This is a genomic window from Leifsonia sp. 2MCAF36, from assembly GCF_052115525.1.
Taxonomy (GTDB): domain Bacteria; phylum Actinomycetota; class Actinomycetes; order Actinomycetales; family Microbacteriaceae; genus Leifsonia.
In genome coordinates, this window is the sequence record NZ_JBFRGV010000001.1 from 1 (window position 1) to 17,489 (window position 17,489).

The window sequence follows — 17,489 nt, forward strand, 5'->3', positions numbered from 1 at the left end:
CACATGTCAACGTCGAACGTCGTCGCCCCCTCATCCACCCAGACCGGCCCCAACGGGAATCGCCCCGTCCGCGCCGGCGTGAAGCACCAACGCCGCCAGCAGAGCCGCTGGGCCTTGTACCTGATCATCCCCACGCTGGTCCTCCTCGCGATCGTCATCGGCTACCCGGTGGTCACCGCGATCGTCATGTCCTTCCAGAAGGACGCCGGTCTGGACCCCGCCACCGGCCTGTTCGTCCAGGGCGGTTTCGCCGGCTTCCAGAACTACGCGCACTGGTTGTTCCAGCAGTGCCAAGGCCCGAACGGGACCACCATCAGCTGCCCTCCGGGCAACCTCGGCTCCACGTTCTGGGGCGCCGTCTTCGTCACCTTCTTCTTCACCGTGACGACCGTGGTCCTGGAGACCATCCTCGGCCTCTGGTTCGCGCTCATCATGAACCGCGCCTTCCGCGGCCGCGGCTTCGTCCGCGCGGCGATCCTCATCCCGTGGGCGATCCCGACCGCCGTCACCGCGAAGCTGTGGTTCTTCATCTTCTCGGTCGCCGGCGTCGCCAACGCCGTCATCGGCGCCCACATCCTGTGGACCAGTGACGAGTGGGCCTCCCGGTTCGCAGTCATCATCGCCGACACCTGGAAGACCACGCCGTTCATGGCGCTGCTCATCCTCGCCGGTCTCCAGGTCATCCCGGAGGACGTCTACGAGGCGGCGAAGGTCGACGGCGCCAGCACGTTGCAGCGCTTCTGGCGCGTGACACTCCCGCTGCTGAGGCCAGCGCTCATGGTCGCGGTGCTGTTCCGGGTGCTGGATGCACTCCGCATCTATGACCTGCCGCAGATCCTCACCGGCGGTGGTGGTGGCACAGGCCATGCCACGACGACCCTGTCGATACTCGTCGTCGACCAGATCAGGCAAGGGTTCAACAGCGCCGCCGCTCTCTCCACCATCACCTTCATCATCATCTTCCTGATCGCCTTCATCTTCGTCCGATTGCTCGGCACGAACGTGGTCCGAACGCAGGAGACTCAGCAGAAGGGAGCGAAGTGATGACCACCGTCGCCGGACAGGCCGCAGCGACCGCCGAAGCGGGCGCTCTCCCCCGAACCAAGCCCAAGAGACGCCCGGGGCAACGGCGCCTCCGCAATGCCAGTACCCGCACGGGCATCCAGGCGATCGTGATCGTGATCTGGTGTCTCCTGCCGTTCTACTGGATGGTCGTCACGTCGTTCCGCGAGGTCGGCTTCACGAACGACAACACGCCGTGGATCACCCACTTCACGCTGGACAACTACGCGACGGCACTCTCCACGAAGCTCGGCAACAACCTGCCGGGCGCACTGCTGAACTCGCTGTTCATCGGCATCTGCGTCACGCTGATCTCGTTGGTGGTCGGCATCTTCGCCTCGTACGCGCTCGCCCGCCTCGACTTCAAGTTCAAGGGCATCGTGCTTGGCGTCATCCTGGCCGCGTCGATGTTCCCGGGCGTCGCGCTGATCACCCCGCTGTTCCAGCTGTTCACGAACATCGGCTGGATGGGCACGTACCAGGCGCTGATCATCCCGGAGATCTCGTTCGCACTGCCGCTGACGGTCTACACGCTCAACTCGTTCTTCCGCGAAATGCCGTGGGACCTCGAAGAAGCGGCGCGGATCGACGGCTGCACCCAGGCGCAGGCCTTCCGGAAGGTCATCCTGCCGCTCGCCGCACCGGCGGTCTTCACGACAGCGATCCTCGCGTTCATCTCGTCATGGAACGAGTTCCTGATCTCCAGCCAGCTGTCCAGTGACCGGACGCAGCCGGTCACCGTGGCCATCGCCTCCTTCACCGGCAGCCAGCCGCACCAGGAGCCGTACACGGCGATCATGGCGGCCGGAACCATCGTGGTCGTCCCGCTGATCATCCTCGTGCTGATCTTCCAGCGTCGCATCGTCGCTGGTCTGACGGCCGGCGGGGTGAAGGGCTGATCCGATGCGATTCAGCGACTCCCGCGAGGTCGTCGACGTCGGCCTCGGCTTCGTCGGGTTCTTCGCCGTCGCTTTCCTCGGGATCACCCTCTTCTGCGAGCTGACCGGCCAGCCGGCGCTCGGCTGGGCGCTGACCCTGCTCGTGCTCGTGCTCGCCTTCATCGGTCTCCTGCAGCTGCGCCGCCGCATCATCGCGCGGCGGCAGGAGGCCGAGGAGGCGCGGCTCGAGCACCAGGACTCCTGAACGGAGCGCGCCATGGTGGCCGGGATCGAGGAGGTCGCGCGCGCGACCGGCGTCTCGACGGCAACGGTTTCGAGGGCCCTGCGCGGCCTCCCCAACGTGTCCGACAAGACCCGCGCCGCCGTGCGCCGCGCCGCGGACGAACTCGGCTACGTCGCGTCGTCGAGCGCATCCGGACTGGCGAGTGGACGCACGTTGGCCATGGGCGTGGTCGTCCCGTCCGTGAGTCGCTGGTTCTACACCCAGGTGCTCGAGGGGGTGGATTCGGAACTCCGGGCGGCGAGCTACGACATGATCCTGTTCAACCTGGGCGGGCACCGCGGCGACCGCGAACGCGTCTTCCACCGCAGCATCCTGCGCAAGCGGACGGACGCGCTGCTGGCCCTCTGCCTCGACTTCACGAGGGAAGAGCGGGAGCAGCTGTCCACGCTGAGTCACCCGACGATCGTGGTCGGCGGCCCGGTGAAGGGCCTGCGGAACGTCGGAATCGACGAACACTCGACCGCCTACACGGCCACCTCGCACCTCATCTCGCTCGGACACACCGCCATCGCGCACCTGGGCGGGGAGGACGAAGAAGGGCTCAACAGCCAGGTGCCGATCGGCCGGCTGCGCGGGTTCCGGGATGCGATGCGCGACGCAGGCCTCCCCGTCCGACCGGAGTGGGTCATCCCGGGTGGGTTCTCCCTTCCGGAGAGCCGCGCGTCGATGAACCGCCTGCTCGACCAGTCGGGACCCCGACCGACCGCCGTGTTCGCCGGCTCGGACGAGATGGCGTTCGGCGCCATCCTGGCCGCCGGGGACCAGGGCCTGCGCGTGCCGGACGATCTTTCCGTGATCGGGATCGACGACCACGACTACGCGGCCGGCTTCGGCCTCACGACGATGGCGCAGGACCCGTTCGATCAGGGTGCGACCGCCGCTCGCATCCTGCTGGAGGAGCTGGCCGGCGCGGAACCGTCCACCAGTTCCGTCCGCTCCCCCGTGAGCCTCGTGGTCCGGGCGTCGACCGCGCCGCCGCGGTGATGTGAGGAAACGCTCCCACAGTCTGAGACAATGAGAGTGCGATGTCCGGCAGAGCGCGCCTTTCGGGTAGGCACGGTCCGCCGACGAGGTCGTCCGTCGGGCCTTCGGGCCTCAGACGGGAAGAGCCGCCCTGACTAGGACAGGGCGGCTCTTCGTCTCTGTGCTCTTCGTTTCGGTGCGCATCTCCGTCTTGTGCGCAGCGTGGAATCGTTGCCGATTCAGTCCGCGTCGGCCAGGGCCAGCACTTCGGCCTCCTGCTGCGCCGTCTCGTGCGGAGCATCCACTCGCTTGAGGTGCTTGTGGCCGATCACGATGAGCGCGGCAGCGATGAGCACCGACACACACGCGGCGTAGAACGGCATCGCCGGGCCGACGGTATCGGCGAGCAGCGTCGCGGCCGGCGGGGCGATCGCGCCGCCGAGGAACCGGACCCCCGAGTAGGCACTGGAAGCCACGGACCGCGGCAGGTCGGTCGCTTCCATCACGCACTCGGTGAGCACCGTGTTCAGGATGCCGAGCAACAGTCCGCCGACGACCACGCAGACGATCAGCGCGGCGAGCGAACGGACGAAGAGGCCGGCCGCGAGGAGGTCCAGCCCGAGCAGCGGCAGGACCAGCCACAGCACCCGGGTGCGCGGCATCCGCGCCGTCAGCAGTGGAGCGACCAGCACCGAGGTGACCGCCAGAGCGACGCCCCAGCCGAAGAAGATCAGACCCAGGGTGATCGCATCGTCGACGCCCAGCGGCACGAGCGCGAACGGAGTGTAGGCGAGCAGCACGAAGAAGCCGATGTTGTAGAAGAGGGCGGCGGCGGCAAGGAACCCCAGCGCCGGCTTTCCGAGCGCGCGGAACGGCGCGGACAGCCGCGTCGGCTGCGGCTTCTCGGGATTCTTCTTCAGCAGAGAGACGATCGCCACGAAACCGACCGCCATCAGCGTGGCCGTGCCGAAGAACGGACCGCGCCAGCTCCAGCTGCCGAGCAGCCCACCGAGCAGCGGACCGATCGCGATGCCGAGGCCGAGGGCCGCCTCGTACAGGATGATGGCGGACGACGTGCCGCCGGAGGCTGCGCCGACGATCGTGGCCAGCGCCGTGGAGATGAACAGGGCGTTGCCGAGTCCCCAGCCGGCGCGGAAGCCGATGATCGACTCGACGTTCTGCGAGAGACCGGCCGCCGTGGCGAAGACCACGATCAGCGCCAGGCCGATCAGCAAGGTCTTCTTGGCCCCGATGCGGCTGGAGATCCAGCTGCTGAAGAACATGGCGATGCCGGTGATCAGCAGGTAGCTCGTGAAGAGCATCTCCGTCTGGGTCGGTGTGGCCTGCAGGCTCTTCGCGATAGCCGGGAGGATCGGGTCGACGAGTCCGATGCCCATGAAGGCGATGACGGAGGCGAAGGCGACGGCCCAGACGGCGGTCGGCTGTTTCAGGATGCTGGTGGAACGATCATGCGACATGGAGAGGCGTCGGCTCCTTGCTGGTTCTGGTGAGGGGGTGGATGCGGTCGGGAGTCGCTCAGCGGCTGCCGGCGAGCGCGGCGGAGGTCGCGGTGGAGAGGTCGACCCGGGAGCCGATTATCTCGACGGTGGACCGCATCGCGGCCAGCTCGTCTTCGCTCAGGTCGGCGAACATCGGGACCAGTGCGGCCGATAACTCGTCACGCCAGGTCTGCAGCGCGTCGGCGCCCTTCGGCGTGAGGGCGATCTGCCACGCGCGCGCATCGTCGGTGTCGGCGATCCGCTTGACCCATTCGGCGTCGACGAGGTTGCGCACGAGCTTCGTCATCGTGGGCTGGGAGACCCGGCTGTGACTGGCGAGCTCGCCGAGCCGCATCGGGCCGACCGTCTGCAGCACGCTGAGCGTGCGCCAGGTCGCGGGCGACTCGGTGCTGCCGGTGACGCGGGCGGCCAGGCGGGTGAGGCGGTGTGCGGCGACGACGAGGTCGCCGAGGATCTGATGGAGTTCGGGAGTCTCTGGCACCCGTCGATTATATATAGCTTGCCTATATAAATCAAGTCAGAGCGTCGGTTCGTCGGCCCCGAGAACCCCTTCCAGCGCATCCAGCAACTGCTGCCACCCCGGCTCCAGACCGGCGATCATGGCAGCCGCCCGCTGGTCCGCGCCGGAGGCCCGAACCGACAACCGCAACGCCGTGGTGGGGGATGTCGGTCCCGCTTCGAATTCGACGCTGTGCACCACCTCGAACAGCGGGCGGCCGTCCGCGTCGAGGGGCGAAAGCTCGTAGACCAGTCGGCGCCCTGCCTCGATCTCCCGCATGGTGCCTGCCGACCGGTATTCGGCCCCATCCCCTTCGCGGAGAGTAAGCGACACCCGACCACCGGGCACCGGATCCAGCGAGCACTCCACAACGTCGAAGTGTGCCGGAGCCCACCAGCGCGCGGCGATCGCCGGATCCGTCCAGGCGCGCCACGCGTGAGGAGGTGGAGCGGGGAGTACTCGACTGAACTCGAACCCCAATGACAGAGCCTCACCCGCTGCCGCCCGGGCCTCAGCCTCGGTCACAGCCCCCGCATACCGGTTCAGCACGTCATCCTCGTCCGTGGTCTCGGCCAGTTGACCGAACCACGCGGCGAGGGATCGGAGCGTCTCGCGATCGAGGCTCGCCACCCGCCGCCTCCCGAGCCGGTGGATGCGGATCACGCCGGCCGCCTCGAGGGCCTGCAGATGCTTGGTGGTCTGCGGCTGAAGCGCACCCAGCGCAGAGGCCACATCGCCAACGGTTCGCGGAGATTCCGCGAGCAGGCGCACGATGCGGAAGCGCGTCGGCTCGGCGATCACGGCGAGCGCCTGCTGGATGTCGGTCGTCACGCATCCAGGATAGTGCTTGACACATTCGTCGTGACGAATATATTGTCGAGACCAACAGAACCACTGAGCCGAACTGAGGAGACCCCATGAACATCATCGAACGCACCGTCGCCGCCTCACCCGAGCGGGTCTGGGAACTCTGGACGACACCGGAGGGAATCTCGCAATGGTGGGCGCCGGACGGCTTCCGAACCGACGTCGACCGTCTCGACCTGACCGAGGGAGGCGAACTCGTCTATACGATGACCGCCACCGCGCCGGAGCAGGTCCAGTTCCTGCAGCAGAACGGGATCCCGCTCAGCACAGAGTCGCGCAAAGTGTTCACCGAACTGAGCCGCCCACGCCGTTTGGCCTACCGCTCGATGGTGGACTTCGTACCCGACCACGAGCCGTACGAGCAGCTCACCGTGATCGATCTCGAGCCGACCGGCGACGGAACCCGTGTCGTGATGCGGGTGGAGCCGATGCACGACGATGTGTGGACCGAGCGTCTCCTGGCCGGGCGCGCTAACGAGCTCGAGAATCTCGCACGCCTCGTCGGCTGACGGGCGTCAACCGTCGCGCCGGGCCATCAGGTAGCCCTGCCGCACCTTCTCCGGCGGCACCGGACTCCGGATCAGGTCCGCGGTGGGAGTGAAGCCCGCGTCCACCAGCCGCACGCGAACCCGATCGGGGTCCTGCCGGCGGGCGCTCAGCTCCACGTCGTGCCCGTAGGCGTGGGTGATGCGCACCACGTCGTCGCCGACCTGGAAAGCCAGCAGCATGACGCCTCCTGGCCGCACGACGCGAGCGAACTCGGCGAAGAGGTCGCCCTGCCGTTCCTCCGGTGTGTGGATGATCGAGTACCAGGCGAGAGCGCCCGCGAGCTCCGCATCCGCGAAGGGCAGCGCCGCCATGGAGCCGACCTCGAACCGGGCGCCGGGGTGGTCGCGGCGGGCCACCTCCACCATCCGCGGGGACAGGTCGACGCCGGCTACGTCCATCCCGAGCCGCGACAGGTACCCGGCGATCCGCCCCGGCCCGCACCCCAGGTCGCCGACCAGGCCACCGCCCGCGCGGGCGATCTGCTCGGCGAAGACCCCCAACATGGCCCGGTCGTACTCGCTGCCGGTCAGCTCGTCGCGCAGCAGGTCCGCATAGTCCTCGGCGACCAGGTCGTATGCTGCGCGCGTCTCGGTCACATCGGCGGGTTCGACCATGCCGCCCATCGTAGGGCGTGCCTCGCAACCGACGCGGAGGAGTTCCGCCCTTCTCAGAGCCGAATCTCCTCCGATCCCGGCCTCCGAGCGGCGTGTCGCGAGCGTCCTCCTCCCTTTCCGTCGGCGGCGGGGAAGGAGGAGATGTGCTCCGACACGCCGGGGCAGGGCAGGAGACGGAGGATGGGCCGCACGGCATCCATTCCCTGTTCCTCCGTTTCCCGCGGACGACGACGAAGCGCCCCCGGCCGGGCGGCTGGGGGCGCTTCAGGGGTGTTACCGCAGGTACCTGTCATAGAGGAGGGTCCTGCGGCACAGATCCGGCGGGTGGCAACCGCTGTCGCGGTCCTCCCCGTGGAGCATCGCGTGACCGAAGCCGCGCAGTGCTGCGGCGTACGAACGCCATCTGCTGGTACTCATCGTGGTTCTTCTTCCGGTGGTGCGTCCTTGCACACCGATGCACGCGGGCAGGCGCGATCGGACGCGGTGGATGGGTGAGCATCCGCGCCCGCGCGTCGTTAAACGCACGGAGGGCGTCGCCCCGTTGCGGGGGCGACGCCCTCCACAACGCGGATACTCTCTGAAAGAGGAGTCCGCGTCGCGACTGCGTCTATTAGACGCAGGGAGCTTGTCAGCCTGTCGTAAGAAGAGCCCCGATGGGGCGCGAATTACTTGAGGGTGACGGTGGCGCCAGCCTCTTCGAGCTGAGCCTTCGCCTTCTCGGCGGTCTCCTTGTTGGCGCCCTCGAGGACGGTGCTCGGAGCACCATCGACGACGGCCTTGGCCTCACCGAGGCCGAGGCTCGTGAGAGCGCGCACCTCCTTGATGACCTGGATCTTCTTGTCACCGGCAGCCTCGAGGACGACGTCGAAGGAATCCTTCTCCTCGACCTCTTCCACGGGGGCGGCAGCGCCGGCACCGGCCGCAGCAACTGCGACGGGGGCGGCGGCGGTGACCTCGAAGGTCTCCTCGAACTTCTTCACGAACTCGCTCAGTTCGATGAGCGTGAGCTCCTTGAACGCGTCGAGCAGCTCGTCAGTCGACAGCTTTGCCATTGTTCTCTCCTTAGTGTGTGTGGTTACTCACCGCTGGCGTGGCCCGGGGGCCGCGATCCCGAAGGACCTACGCAGCGGACTCCTGCTTCTCACGCAGCGCGTCGACCGTGCGAACGGCCTGCGACAGCGGTGCGTTGAACAGATATGCGGCTCCGAACAGCGAGGCCTTGAAGGCGCCGGCCAGCTTGGCCAGCAGCACCTCACGGGACTCGAGGTCGGCGAGCTTGCCTACCTCTTCTGCGGTCAGGGCGTTACCGTCGAAGTAACCGCCCTTGACCACCAGCAGAGGGTTTGCCTTGGCGAAGTCACGCAGCGACTTCGCGACGGCGACAGGGTCACCGTGCACGAAGGCGATCGCGGACGGCCCGGCGAGCTCGTCGTCGAACGACGAAATGCCCGCCTTGTTGGCCGCGATCTTGGTCAGCGTGTTCTTCACCACGGCGTAGGTCGCGTGCTCACTGATGGACTTGCGCAGCGTCTTGAGCTGAGCAACAGTGAGACCGCGGTACTCGGTCAGCAGAACGGCGGTCGAGCTCTCGAAAAGTCCTTCGAGCTCGGCAACCGCGGCTTCCTTGTTCGCCATGGCCTACTCCTCAATAATGTTCGTCGCACAACGCGGGAGCGTTGTGCCACCAGAGGCCGCCGGGCAAAGAAAAAAGCTCCGGCCCAAAGGGACGGAGCACAGGGCACGGAGCTGGTGACGCGGAACCCGTTGGACGGGACTGCGGACTTGCTTCACACACCTGCGCGGGCCCCACCTGAGTGGATCTTCGGTCGTGCACGCACGACAACCAGCGGTCTTTGGCTCCGTACAGGTTACGGGATGGACGCCGCCGCACGCAAATCGGCTCAGCCGGCGCGCTCGGCGGGGACCAGGGGAAGCGCCGGGACCAGGGGAAGCGTCACCGTGAACACCGTGCTGCCGGGCTCGCTCGCCACGGCCACCTCTCCCCCGTGCGCCAGGACCACGGCCTGCACGATCGCCAGCCCCAGCCCGGTCGAGCCGGTGGCGCGGTTGCGGGAGCCGTCTCCGCGGGCGAAGCGCTCGAACAGCGTCGACTGGAGCTCCTCCGGGATGCCGGGGCCGTCGTCCGCGACGGTGATCACCGCCTGACCGGTCGCCGCGTCAGCGCGCAGCCCGGCCGTGACCTTGGTGCCTGCTGGAGTGTGCACTCGCGCGTTGGCGAGCAGGTTCATCAGCACCTGGTGCAGGCGCGGGGCGTCGCCGACCACCTCGACCGGCTCGTCCGGCAGGTCCAGCGTCCATTCGTGCTCCGGGCCGGCCGCGTGCGCGTCGCTGACCGCGTCGATCAGCAGGAGCGTCACATCCACCGGCTCCCGGTCGAGTTCCCGGCCCTCGTCGAGCCGAGCGAGCAGGAGCAGGTCTTCGACCAGCGAGGTCATGCGCGTCGCCTCGGACTCGATGCGCCCGAGCGACCGGGTGACGTCGGGCGGCAGCTCGTGCGGCGCGCGCCGCGTCAACTCGGCATACCCGCGGATGGACGCGAGCGGCGTCCGCAGCTCATGGCTGGCGTCTGCGACGAACTGGCGGACCTTCTGCTCGCTCGCCTGGCGGGCGGTCAGTGCAGAGGCGACATGCCCCAGCATCCGGTTCAGAGCCGAGCCCACTGTGCCCACCTCGGTGTGCGGGTCGGTGTCGGCCTCCGGGACGCGGACGGACAGCGCGACGTCGCCGCGGTCGAGCGGCAGCAACGAGACCTGCTCGGCCGTGCCCGCGACCCGCTCCAGCGGACGCATGGCGAGGCGGATCACGACGTTCGCCAGCAGGAAGGCGAAGATGAGGCCGGCGAGGGTCACCAGCCCGATCACGACGGTGAGCCGCGCGACCGTCGCGTTCACATCGCTGAGCGGAAGGCCGATGATCACGCTGTCGCCGTTGGTGAGTTCCGCCGCCGCGATGCGGTACGAACCCAGGGACTCCCCCAGGTCCACGGTCCGCGGCTTCTGATCGGCCGGGACGCTCAGCAGGGCGAGGCCGTTGATCGTCACCTGCTTCGGGCCGAGCGGCTGGTTGGCGGTCGGGCTGGACGGCCGGTCCGCGAGAACGACCGGCGGGAACAGGAGTCCACCGTCGGCGCTCCGGACGGCGCCCAGGGTTCCGGTGGGCTGGCCAGGGGTCTGCACCACTCCGGCGGCTTCCGGCACCGTCGGCCCGCCGCCGTTGATCCGGTCGGCGGCATGCTGGCCGCGTTCCAGGGCGGAGGTGAGCTGCCCATCCAGCCGCTGCATCAGGTAGCTCTGCAGCGCGAACACGCTGACGGTCCCGATCACCGCGCCCAGCACCGCCAGCATCGCCACGACCACGAGAACGACGCGGCTGCGCAGCGTCCAGGAGCGGAACGGACGGATGCGACGGGACCGGCCACCCGTGCGACCGGTCGCGTGATCGGTCGCCTGATCGGTTTGGGGGGCGCCCGCGGTGCGGGCTGAGGTCATTGCGCGGCCTTCACCATGTACCCGGCGCCGCGAACCGTGTGAATCATCGGCGGGCGGCCGGCGTCGATCTTCTTGCGGAGGTACGAGATGTACAGCTCGACGACGCTCGACGAGCCGCCGAAGTCGTAACTCCACACCCGGTCGAGGATCTGCGCCTTGCTGAGCACCCGACGCGGGTTGCGCATGAGGAAGCGCAGCAGCTCGAACTCGGTGGCCGTCAGCTGGATGAGCTCTCCGTTGCGGTGCACCTCGTAGCTGTCCTCGTCCAGGACGAGGTCGCCCACGATGAGCACAGGGTCGTCCTGGTCGGCGACCGCAGCGCGGGAGCGGCGCAGCAGCCCGCGGAGCCGGGCCACCAGCTCCTCCAGGCTGAACGGCTTCGTGACGTAGTCGTCGCCGCCCGCGGTCAGGCCCGCGATGCGATCGTCGAGCGAGTCCTTCGCGGTGAGGAAGAGCACGGGAGCCTCGTTGCCGTCGGCGCGCATCCGGGAGAGGACCTGCAGTCCGTCGATGTCGGGGAGCATGATGTCGAGCACGACGACGTCCGGCTTGAATTCGCGGGAGAGCTGGAGGGCCTGCTGCCCGTTGGATGCGGTCTTCACATCCCAGTCCTCATAGTGCAATGCCATGGCCAGCAGGTCGGTCAGGGTCGCCTCGTCGTCGACGACGAGCACCCGGATGGCGCTGCCGTCCGCCCGGCGCAGGAGACTACGGGGCTGACTGGAGGAGCCGGTGGCGGCGCGCGCGTTCATGGTCACCCTTCTCATTATGAGGAGGGGGATGGACGCTGTCTTTGCGGAAGCTATGAACTGTCTGAGTGAATCGGATCAGCTTCCGGTCAACGCAGCGACAGGGTGGTCTCCGTGCCGACCCGGGTCAGCTTCTGCGGGTTCCGGACGAAGTAGAGGCCGATGATCCGGCCGTCCTGAACGCGCGCCGCGAGCACCCCGTCGAGCTCGCCGCCCACACTGAGCGCCAGCGCCGGCGAGCCGTTGATCACCGTCGCCTCGGCCGTGACCTGAGCGCCCGTCTTGCGGATGCCGCCGACGATGAACCGCGAGACCTTGTCCGCTCCCCTGATCGGCCGCGGTGCCGCCTGCTTCACACCTCCGCCGTCGCTGACGAGGACGACATCCGGGGCGAGCACGCCGAGAATCGCCTGCAGGTCGCCGGTCTCGACGGCGATGCGGAAACCCTCCAGCGCGGCACGTGCCTCGGCTGCCGAGACCGCGACCCGGGGACGCCGTGCATCGACATGCTGCCGAGCACGATGGGCGATCTGGCGAACCGCCGCCGGCGTCTTCTCCAGCGTCGCGGCGATCTCATCGAACTCGAACCCGAAGATCTCACGCAGCACGAAGACCGCACGCTCCGTCGGACCGAGCGTCTCGAGCACCACCATGAGCGCCATCGACACGCTCTCGGCCAGTTCGACATCGTCGGCGACGTCGGGCGACGTCAGCAGCGGCTCCGGCAGCCACGGCCCGACGTACGCCTCGCGCCGGCGCTGAGCGCTGCGCAGACGGTTGAGGGCGACGCGGGTCGCGATCCGGACCAGATAGGCGCGCGGCTCGCGCACGTCGGCGACGTCCACCTTCACCCACCGCAGCCAGGTCTCCTGGAGGGTGTCCTCCGCGTCCGCGGCCGAACCCAGCATCTCGTAGGCGACCGTGAACAGGAGGTTGCGATGCGCGACGAAGATCTCGGTCGCCGCATCCGCTCGGTCTGCACTCATGACCGCTCCGCGTCCTCCCTGGTCGCCGTCGCCCGCGCATCCGGACCACCTGCGGCCGTACCGACTGCGGCCGTTCCGTCTCCGACGGCACTCGTAGCGAGCATACGTCGGCGCCCACGATCCCCGAACGCCGCAGGAAGACGGGTCGCGCCCGGATGCCGCGCTTCGACGACGAGCGCCTCGACGGTCCCCCAGCAGATGACCTCCTTGACGAGCGCTCCCGCTCGCCCGCCGATGTACGAACGAGTGGCCGTGTCGTCCCGGTGCTCGACCTGGAAGATGCCGTGCTGCCGGCCGAGGCTGAGGCACAGGCCGACGAAGCCCATGACGAACGGCGTCGGCGGTCGGCCGTCGATTCGACGAAGGACCGTGTCCGCGGCGTGCCCACCGAGCGGGCCGGCCGCTTGGCAGCTCATCCGGAGCGGGAGCCCGGAGGGGGCAGCCGAGTCCCCCGCCGCCACGATGCGGTCGTCGTCGACGCTGGTCAGCGTCTCGTCCGTGAGCAGGCGGCCGATCGCGTCAGTGCTCAAGCCACTGGTGCGGGCGAGGTCGGGCACACCGAAGCCGGTCGCCCAGACAGTGATCGCACTGGGGCGGACCCGGCCGTCCGCGAGTTCGATCTCCCCAGGGCGGACGGCGATCACGCGCGAGCCGGGGCCGTCCTCGACGCTCACCCCGAGCGACTCCAGCCTGCGGGCGACGGACCGCCGGGCCCGCGGGTGCAGTGACGGCCCGAGCCGCCCCGCGGAGAGCAGGGTCACCGCTCTGCCCTGCTCGGCGAGCTCCGCCGCCACCTCGATGCCGGCAGGGCCGCCGCCCACCACCGAGACGGGTGCCGCGGGTCCGGCTCCCGCGAGCGCCGCGCGCAGCCGCTCCGCCTGACCGAGATCCGCAATGGGGTAAGCGTATTCGGCGGCTCCGGGCACGTCGGCGATGGCCCGGCCGCTCCCGGCGGCGTAGATCAGGTGGTGGTACGCCAGCGAGTCACCCGAGGCCAGGAGCACGCGACGGCCGGGAGCGTCGATGCGCTCCACCGTGTCCACCACCAGCCGCACCGACGGCGCCAGCACTCGGGAGAACTCGGCGACCGCGTCGTCCGAACCGGCGACCAGCTGGTGCAGCCGGATGCGCTCGACGAACACCGGACGGGGATTGATCAGGGTCACCTCCAGGTCCGCGCGACCGGTGAGGCGATTGGCTGCCGTGACGCCGGCGTAGCCTCCGCCGACGACGACGACCTGGACCGCGTGCTGCATGAGTATCTCCTTCGCTCGGGATGCTGTCGAACACCAGACACCGCAGAAGCAGCGGCTGTGACATCCCGTCCCGAACGGGCACACGGCGGATGCATAGCTTCGCCACAGCATCCCGAAAACGGCGGTCCTTAGCCTCCGTCAAGAAGTTCATCCGACAGCACAGTTTGGAAGCCAATGTTCGGGACCTATCTGCGGCGCGAATTGATCAACCGCCGCAAGCAGACGATCATCATCGCGATCGGCATGGCGCTCGCGATCGCCCTCGTCATCATCGTCGACGCCGTCTCCGGCGGTGTCCGCCAGGCGCAGCAGAGCGTCCTGCAGTCCGTCTACGGGGTGGGGACCGACATCACCGTCAGCCAGCCCGCGACCGCGCAGAACGCCTCGGCGCAGCAGGGAGCTGGCGGCGGCCCGCGGTTCGACTTCGGGGCGCAGGCCGGAACCGACACCGGAACCGGTCGTCAGGTGAACACGTCCCGTCTCCAGCCGACCCGCGGCCTGACGGTGATGGACGCCTCCACCCTCAGCACCGTGAAGAACGTAGACAATGTAGCCTCCGCCGCCGCGGTGCTGTCCTTGACCAACACCAGCTTCAGCGGCACCCTGCCCAACTTCCAGCAGCTGCGGGAGCAGCGACAGAACGGCCAGGCCGCCGCACCGACCGCGCCGCCCACGGGCGGTTCCGACGGCGCGGGAGGCAGCTCGTTCACGGTCGACTCATTCTCGGTGCTGGGGCTCGACCCCGCGGGCAAGTCGGTCGGACCGCTCGCTTCGGTGACCCTCAGCGGAGGGCGCAGCTTCACCGCGGCCGATGCCGGTAAGGACGTGGTGGTGCTGGATGCGAGCTACGCCAAGACGGCCAGCAAGGCCGTGGGCGACACGATCACCATCGGCGGCACCGACTTCTCCGTGATCGGGATCGTCGAGGCGACCGGCTCGGACGCGACCACGGCCGCCAACGCCTACATTCCACTCGACGTCGCCCAGACCCTCTCCGGTCAGACCGGCAAGGTCTCGTTCGTCTATGTGAAGGCAGCCTCTGCCGGCGACATCGACCAGATCAAGTCCGACCTCACCAAGACGGTCTCCGGCGCCACGGTCAGCACGCAGGCCGACCTCGCGTCCACGGTGTCCGGATCCCTCGGCAGCGCCGGCGCACTCATCGCCAACCTCGGCACCTGGCTGTCCGTCATCGTGCTGGCGGCCGCCTTCCTGATCGCCATCCTGTTCACCATCTCCGGCGTCACCCGGCGCACCCGCGAATTCGGCACCCTCAAGGCGATCGGCTGGTCCAACCGCCGCGTCGTCGGCCAGGTCGCCGGCGAGTCCGTCGTGCAGGGTGTCATCGGCGGGGTGATCGGCGTTGCGGTGGGCCTCCTCGGAGTGCTCGTCGTCAACCTGATCGCGCCCACTCTGACCGGCAGCATCAGCCATGGCTTCAGCAATGCTGCCGGTCGGGGTGCCGGTGCGGCCGGTACCGGCGGCGCCGGGGGCGGCACCGGTGGCGGTGGATTCGCGGGCGGCGGCTTCGGCGGCGGGACGTTCGGCGCCGCCCGACAGGCGGCCACCTCCTCGGCGACCATCGCACTGCACGCCCCGGTCACCCCGTGGATCATCGTCGGCGCTGTCGCGCTCGCCATCCTCGGCGGCCTCCTCGCCGGAGCCATCGGCGGATGGCGCGCGTCCCGTCTCCGCCCGGCCGCAGCCCTGCGCTCGGTCGCCTGAACCCGGCCCAGCGACCACAAGGAGTCACGATGTACACCCTCACCGACGTCACCAAGAAGTACACCCAGTCCAAGCGCCAGGTCATCGCCCTCAAGGACGTCAGCCTGCAGATCCCGGACGGCCAGCTGGTCGCCATCCAGGGACCCACCGGAGGCGGCAAGTCCACTCTCCTGCAGATGCTCGGGGCCCTCGACCGCCCCAGCTCCGGCTCGGTCGAACTGGGCACGCACAGCCTGTCCACTCAGCGCGACGCGAAGCTCGCGAAGGTTCGCGCCAAGGAGATCGGCTTCGTCTTCCAGGGCTTCAACCTCATCCCGACCCTCACCGCCCAGGAGAACGTCGAGACCGCCCTCGCTCCGCTCGGTGTCAGCCGCGCCGAGCGGAGGCAGCGCGCGGCCGAGGCGCTGGCCTCGGTCGGGCTGGCGGACCGGGGCGAGCACCTGCCGTCCGAGCTCTCCGGCGGACAGCAGCAGCGCGTCGCCATCGCCCGCGCCCTCGTGAAGAACCCTGAAGTACTGCTGGCGGACGAACCGACCGGCAACCTCGACGAGGAGACCCGTGACGAGATCATGGACCTCCTCGAAGGACTCTGGCGCGACCGCGGCCTCACCGTGGTGATCGTCACGCACGACACGGCCGTCGCCAAACGCGCGCAGCGCCGGCTGCACATCAAGCACGGCCAGGTGAGCGAGGTCGCCTAGCGGCCACCACGACGGATGCCCGCTCCCGCGACACCGGGGGCGGGCATCGTCGTGCTCGGCGACAGACGGGTCTCACGCGACCGGTACGACGACCATCCCGAGCGCCTCGACGAGCACGACCGCCTGCCGTTCGTCGATGATGGTCCCCCGCAGCACGACCTCGGCCGGGTCCACGCCGGTGAGGTCGCTCCCCGCGATCGTCGCCGCCGTCAAGTCGGCGCCGGTCAGCGTCGCGGCACTCAAATCGCATCCCGCAAAAGTGGCCTCCTGGCAGCGCGCCTGGGTCAGGTCGGCCTCGCGCAGCCGAACCCCCTCGAACGACGCCCCGCGAAGCTCCGCCCGCAGCAGGCTCGTGAACGACCAGTTGCCGCCCTCCACCTTCAGCAGCGCGAACTCGCAGCCCTGGAACGTGCTCCCGGTCAGCTTGCACCGTCGGAAAGCGGCATCGAAGAAGTTGCAGAACTCGAACCGGCAGTTCACGAAGGCGGAGTCGCTGTGCTCGCTGACGTTGAACCTCACCTTGCGGAACACGCAGTCGGTGAATGTCGCGCCGGAACTGCGCACCTCGGTCATGTCCACGTCGTCGAAGACGACGCCGGTGTACTCCGCGCCGTCGAGGTCGCGCCCGTACCAGTCCTCGCCCTTGATGGCGTCCGGGATGCTCGTCACACGGCGAGCCTAGCTGCGCGCACGTCGACCGACGCGGAGTAGCATCCCTCGCGAGGGGAGCACGATGACGACGCTCGAAGGACGAACCGCGACGGCGCTGCTGGTGATCGACGTGCAGAACGACGTCGTCGGGGGCGCCCACCGTCGGGATGAGGTGGTCGCGACCATCCGTGAGCTGGTCGACCGCGCACGCGACGAGCACGTCCCCGTGGTGTGGGTTCAGCACTCGGACGAGAACCTCCCCGCGGGCAGTGACGGCTGGCAGTACGTGCCCGAGCTGACCCGCGCCGCGGGCGAGCCGCTCGTACCCAAGGGTTACGCGGACGCGTTCGAAGACACCGAGCTCGAGGCGGTGCTGGCGGACGCCGGAGTCGGCCGGATCGTGGTCACCGGGTCTCAGACGGACGAGTGCATCCGCTCCACCATCCACAGCGGCCTGACCCGCGGCTACGACGTGACCCTGGTCGGCGATGCGCACACCACCGAGGACCTCTCGGAGTGGGGCGCGCCGACACCCGACCTGGTGATCGCCCACACCAACCTCTACTGGTCGAACCAGCGGGCACCCGGGCGCACGGCCGAAGTCGTCGACGCCGCCAGGGTCGCCTTCCGCTGATACAGTCTCCGGGCCGCCCCGG

The 17,489-nt window shown here is 68.9% G+C and carries 19 protein-coding genes; 8 read left to right on the forward strand and 11 right to left on the reverse strand.

Annotated elements, in window-relative coordinates; all coding sequences use genetic code 11:
* Nucleotides 1–3 precede the first annotated feature (3 nt).
* The 4 genes from AB4079_RS00005 to AB4079_RS00020 are packed head-to-tail and all read left to right on the forward strand — an operon-like array spanning nt 4 to nt 3,228.
* Entirely contained in the window at nt 4–1,044 is a 1,041-nt protein-coding gene (locus tag AB4079_RS00005; RefSeq protein ID WP_441785888.1) for a carbohydrate ABC transporter permease, read from the forward strand.
* Nucleotides 1,044–1,961 carry a carbohydrate ABC transporter permease gene (locus AB4079_RS00010; protein WP_441785223.1) on the forward strand — a complete coding sequence of 306 codons (918 nt, stop codon included), beginning with the start codon at nt 1,044–1,046 and terminating at the stop codon, nt 1,959–1,961. The genes AB4079_RS00005 and AB4079_RS00010 overlap by 1 nt, the downstream gene beginning before the upstream one ends.
* Before the next feature lie 4 nt (nt 1,962–1,965).
* Nucleotides 1,966–2,205 (forward strand): hypothetical protein, encoded by a 240-nt coding sequence (locus tag AB4079_RS00015; protein WP_441785224.1) that lies wholly within the window; start codon nt 1,966–1,968, stop codon nt 2,203–2,205.
* A 15-nt stretch (nt 2,206–2,220) separates the two neighbouring features.
* Nucleotides 2,221–3,228 (forward strand): LacI family DNA-binding transcriptional regulator, encoded by a 1,008-nt coding sequence (locus AB4079_RS00020; protein WP_441785889.1) that lies wholly within the window; start codon nt 2,221–2,223, stop codon nt 3,226–3,228.
* Between the two features lie 218 nt (nt 3,229–3,446).
* On the opposite strand, the gene AB4079_RS00025 is transcribed toward AB4079_RS00020, so the two are convergent.
* The 3 genes from AB4079_RS00025 to AB4079_RS00035 are packed head-to-tail and all read right to left on the reverse strand — an operon-like array spanning nt 3,447 to nt 6,057.
* On the reverse strand, nt 3,447–4,685 hold the full coding sequence (locus AB4079_RS00025; protein WP_441785225.1) for an MFS transporter: 1,239 nt from the start codon (nt 4,683–4,685) through the stop codon (nt 3,447–3,449).
* A 58-nt stretch (nt 4,686–4,743) separates the two neighbouring features.
* Nucleotides 4,744–5,208: a MarR family winged helix-turn-helix transcriptional regulator gene (locus AB4079_RS00030; protein WP_441785226.1), complete on the reverse strand. Its 465-nt coding sequence runs from the start codon at nt 5,206–5,208 to the stop codon at nt 4,744–4,746.
* A gap of 36 nt (nt 5,209–5,244) precedes the next feature.
* On the reverse strand, nt 5,245–6,057 hold the full coding sequence (locus AB4079_RS00035; RefSeq protein ID WP_441785227.1) for a metalloregulator ArsR/SmtB family transcription factor: 813 nt from the start codon (nt 6,055–6,057) through the stop codon (nt 5,245–5,247).
* An 86-nt stretch (nt 6,058–6,143) separates the two neighbouring features.
* Between AB4079_RS00035 and AB4079_RS00040 the strand changes: the two genes are divergently transcribed.
* Nucleotides 6,144–6,602: an SRPBCC family protein gene (locus AB4079_RS00040; protein ID WP_441785228.1), complete on the forward strand. Its 459-nt coding sequence runs from the start codon at nt 6,144–6,146 to the stop codon at nt 6,600–6,602.
* Between the two features lie 6 nt (nt 6,603–6,608).
* Here the strand turns inward: AB4079_RS00040 and AB4079_RS00045 are convergent, their stop codons facing one another.
* From AB4079_RS00045 to AB4079_RS00075, 7 genes are all read right to left on the reverse strand, one after another.
* Nucleotides 6,609–7,256, reverse strand: coding sequence for a class I SAM-dependent DNA methyltransferase (locus AB4079_RS00045; protein WP_441785229.1), 648 nt, complete (start codon nt 7,254–7,256; stop codon nt 6,609–6,611).
* A gap of 665 nt (nt 7,257–7,921) precedes the next feature.
* On the reverse strand, nt 7,922–8,308 hold the full coding sequence (rplL, locus tag AB4079_RS00050; RefSeq protein WP_441785230.1) for a 50S ribosomal protein L7/L12: 387 nt from the start codon (nt 8,306–8,308) through the stop codon (nt 7,922–7,924).
* Nucleotides 8,309–8,375: 67 nt separating this feature from the next.
* Complete coding sequence (rplJ, locus tag AB4079_RS00055) at nt 8,376–8,891, reverse strand: 50S ribosomal protein L10 (protein ID WP_441785231.1); 516 nt, start codon at nt 8,889–8,891, stop codon at nt 8,376–8,378.
* 266 nt (nt 8,892–9,157) lie between these two features.
* Nucleotides 9,158–10,765 (reverse strand): sensor histidine kinase, encoded by a 1,608-nt coding sequence (locus AB4079_RS00060; RefSeq protein ID WP_441785232.1) that lies wholly within the window; start codon nt 10,763–10,765, stop codon nt 9,158–9,160.
* Entirely contained in the window at nt 10,762–11,517 is a 756-nt protein-coding gene (locus AB4079_RS00065; RefSeq protein WP_441785890.1) for a response regulator transcription factor, read from the reverse strand. The genes AB4079_RS00060 and AB4079_RS00065 overlap by 4 nt, the downstream gene beginning before the upstream one ends.
* A gap of 86 nt (nt 11,518–11,603) precedes the next feature.
* Nucleotides 11,604–12,500, reverse strand: a complete 897-nt coding sequence (locus tag AB4079_RS00070) for an RNA polymerase sigma-70 factor (protein ID WP_441785233.1) — start codon at nt 12,498–12,500, stop codon at nt 11,604–11,606.
* Nucleotides 12,497–13,756 carry an NAD(P)/FAD-dependent oxidoreductase gene (locus tag AB4079_RS00075; protein ID WP_441785234.1) on the reverse strand — a complete coding sequence of 420 codons (1,260 nt, stop codon included), beginning with the start codon at nt 13,754–13,756 and terminating at the stop codon, nt 12,497–12,499. Before AB4079_RS00075 ends, AB4079_RS00070 begins: the two co-directional genes overlap by 4 nt.
* A gap of 174 nt (nt 13,757–13,930) precedes the next feature.
* Here AB4079_RS00075 and AB4079_RS00080 point away from each other — a divergent pair, with 174 nt between their 5' ends.
* Complete coding sequence (locus AB4079_RS00080; protein ID WP_441785235.1) at nt 13,931–15,481, forward strand: ABC transporter permease; 1,551 nt, start codon at nt 13,931–13,933, stop codon at nt 15,479–15,481.
* A gap of 29 nt (nt 15,482–15,510) precedes the next feature.
* Nucleotides 15,511–16,182, forward strand: coding sequence for an ABC transporter ATP-binding protein (locus AB4079_RS00085; RefSeq protein ID WP_441785236.1), 672 nt, complete (start codon nt 15,511–15,513; stop codon nt 16,180–16,182).
* Between the two features lie 72 nt (nt 16,183–16,254).
* Here the strand turns inward: AB4079_RS00085 and AB4079_RS00090 are convergent, their stop codons facing one another.
* Nucleotides 16,255–16,851 carry a pentapeptide repeat-containing protein gene (locus AB4079_RS00090; protein ID WP_441785237.1) on the reverse strand — a complete coding sequence of 199 codons (597 nt, stop codon included), beginning with the start codon at nt 16,849–16,851 and terminating at the stop codon, nt 16,255–16,257.
* Between the two features lie 64 nt (nt 16,852–16,915).
* On the opposite strand from AB4079_RS00090, the gene AB4079_RS00095 reads away from it, so the two are divergent.
* A complete protein-coding gene (locus AB4079_RS00095) occupies nt 16,916–17,467 on the forward strand; it encodes an isochorismatase family protein (RefSeq protein WP_441785238.1) in 552 nt (183 codons plus the stop codon).
* The last annotated feature ends 22 nt before the right edge of the window (nt 17,468–17,489 follow it).

Bases quoted from the DNA above. Each gene is read 5' to 3' on its own strand.
- AB4079_RS00005 (WP_441785888.1), top strand. From the start codon at position 4: ATGTCAACGTCGAACGTCGTCGCCCCCTCATCCACCCAGACCGGCCCC.
- AB4079_RS00010 (WP_441785223.1), top strand. From the start codon at position 1,044: ATGACCACCGTCGCCGGACAGGCCGCAGCGACCGCCGAAGCGGGCGCT.
- AB4079_RS00015 (WP_441785224.1), top strand. From the start codon at position 1,966: ATGCGATTCAGCGACTCCCGCGAGGTCGTCGACGTCGGCCTCGGCTTC.
- AB4079_RS00025 (WP_441785225.1), bottom strand. From the start codon at position 4,685: ATGTCGCATGATCGTTCCACCAGCATCCTGAAACAGCCGACCGCCGTC.
- AB4079_RS00040 (WP_441785228.1), top strand. From the start codon at position 6,144: ATGAACATCATCGAACGCACCGTCGCCGCCTCACCCGAGCGGGTCTGG.
- AB4079_RS00045 (WP_441785229.1), bottom strand. From the start codon at position 7,256: ATGGTCGAACCCGCCGATGTGACCGAGACGCGCGCAGCATACGACCTG.
- rplL (WP_441785230.1), bottom strand. From the start codon at position 8,308: ATGGCAAAGCTGTCGACTGACGAGCTGCTCGACGCGTTCAAGGAGCTC.
- rplJ (WP_441785231.1), bottom strand. From the start codon at position 8,891: ATGGCGAACAAGGAAGCCGCGGTTGCCGAGCTCGAAGGACTTTTCGAG.
- AB4079_RS00060 (WP_441785232.1), bottom strand. From the start codon at position 10,765: ATGACCTCAGCCCGCACCGCGGGCGCCCCCCAAACCGATCAGGCGACC.
- AB4079_RS00065 (WP_441785890.1), bottom strand. From the start codon at position 11,517: ATGAACGCGCGCGCCGCCACCGGCTCCTCCAGTCAGCCCCGTAGTCTC.
- AB4079_RS00070 (WP_441785233.1), bottom strand. From the start codon at position 12,500: ATGAGTGCAGACCGAGCGGATGCGGCGACCGAGATCTTCGTCGCGCAT.
- AB4079_RS00075 (WP_441785234.1), bottom strand. From the start codon at position 13,756: ATGCAGCACGCGGTCCAGGTCGTCGTCGTCGGCGGAGGCTACGCCGGC.
- AB4079_RS00080 (WP_441785235.1), top strand. From the start codon at position 13,931: ATGTTCGGGACCTATCTGCGGCGCGAATTGATCAACCGCCGCAAGCAG.
- AB4079_RS00085 (WP_441785236.1), top strand. From the start codon at position 15,511: ATGTACACCCTCACCGACGTCACCAAGAAGTACACCCAGTCCAAGCGC.
- AB4079_RS00095 (WP_441785238.1), top strand. From the start codon at position 16,916: ATGACGACGCTCGAAGGACGAACCGCGACGGCGCTGCTGGTGATCGAC.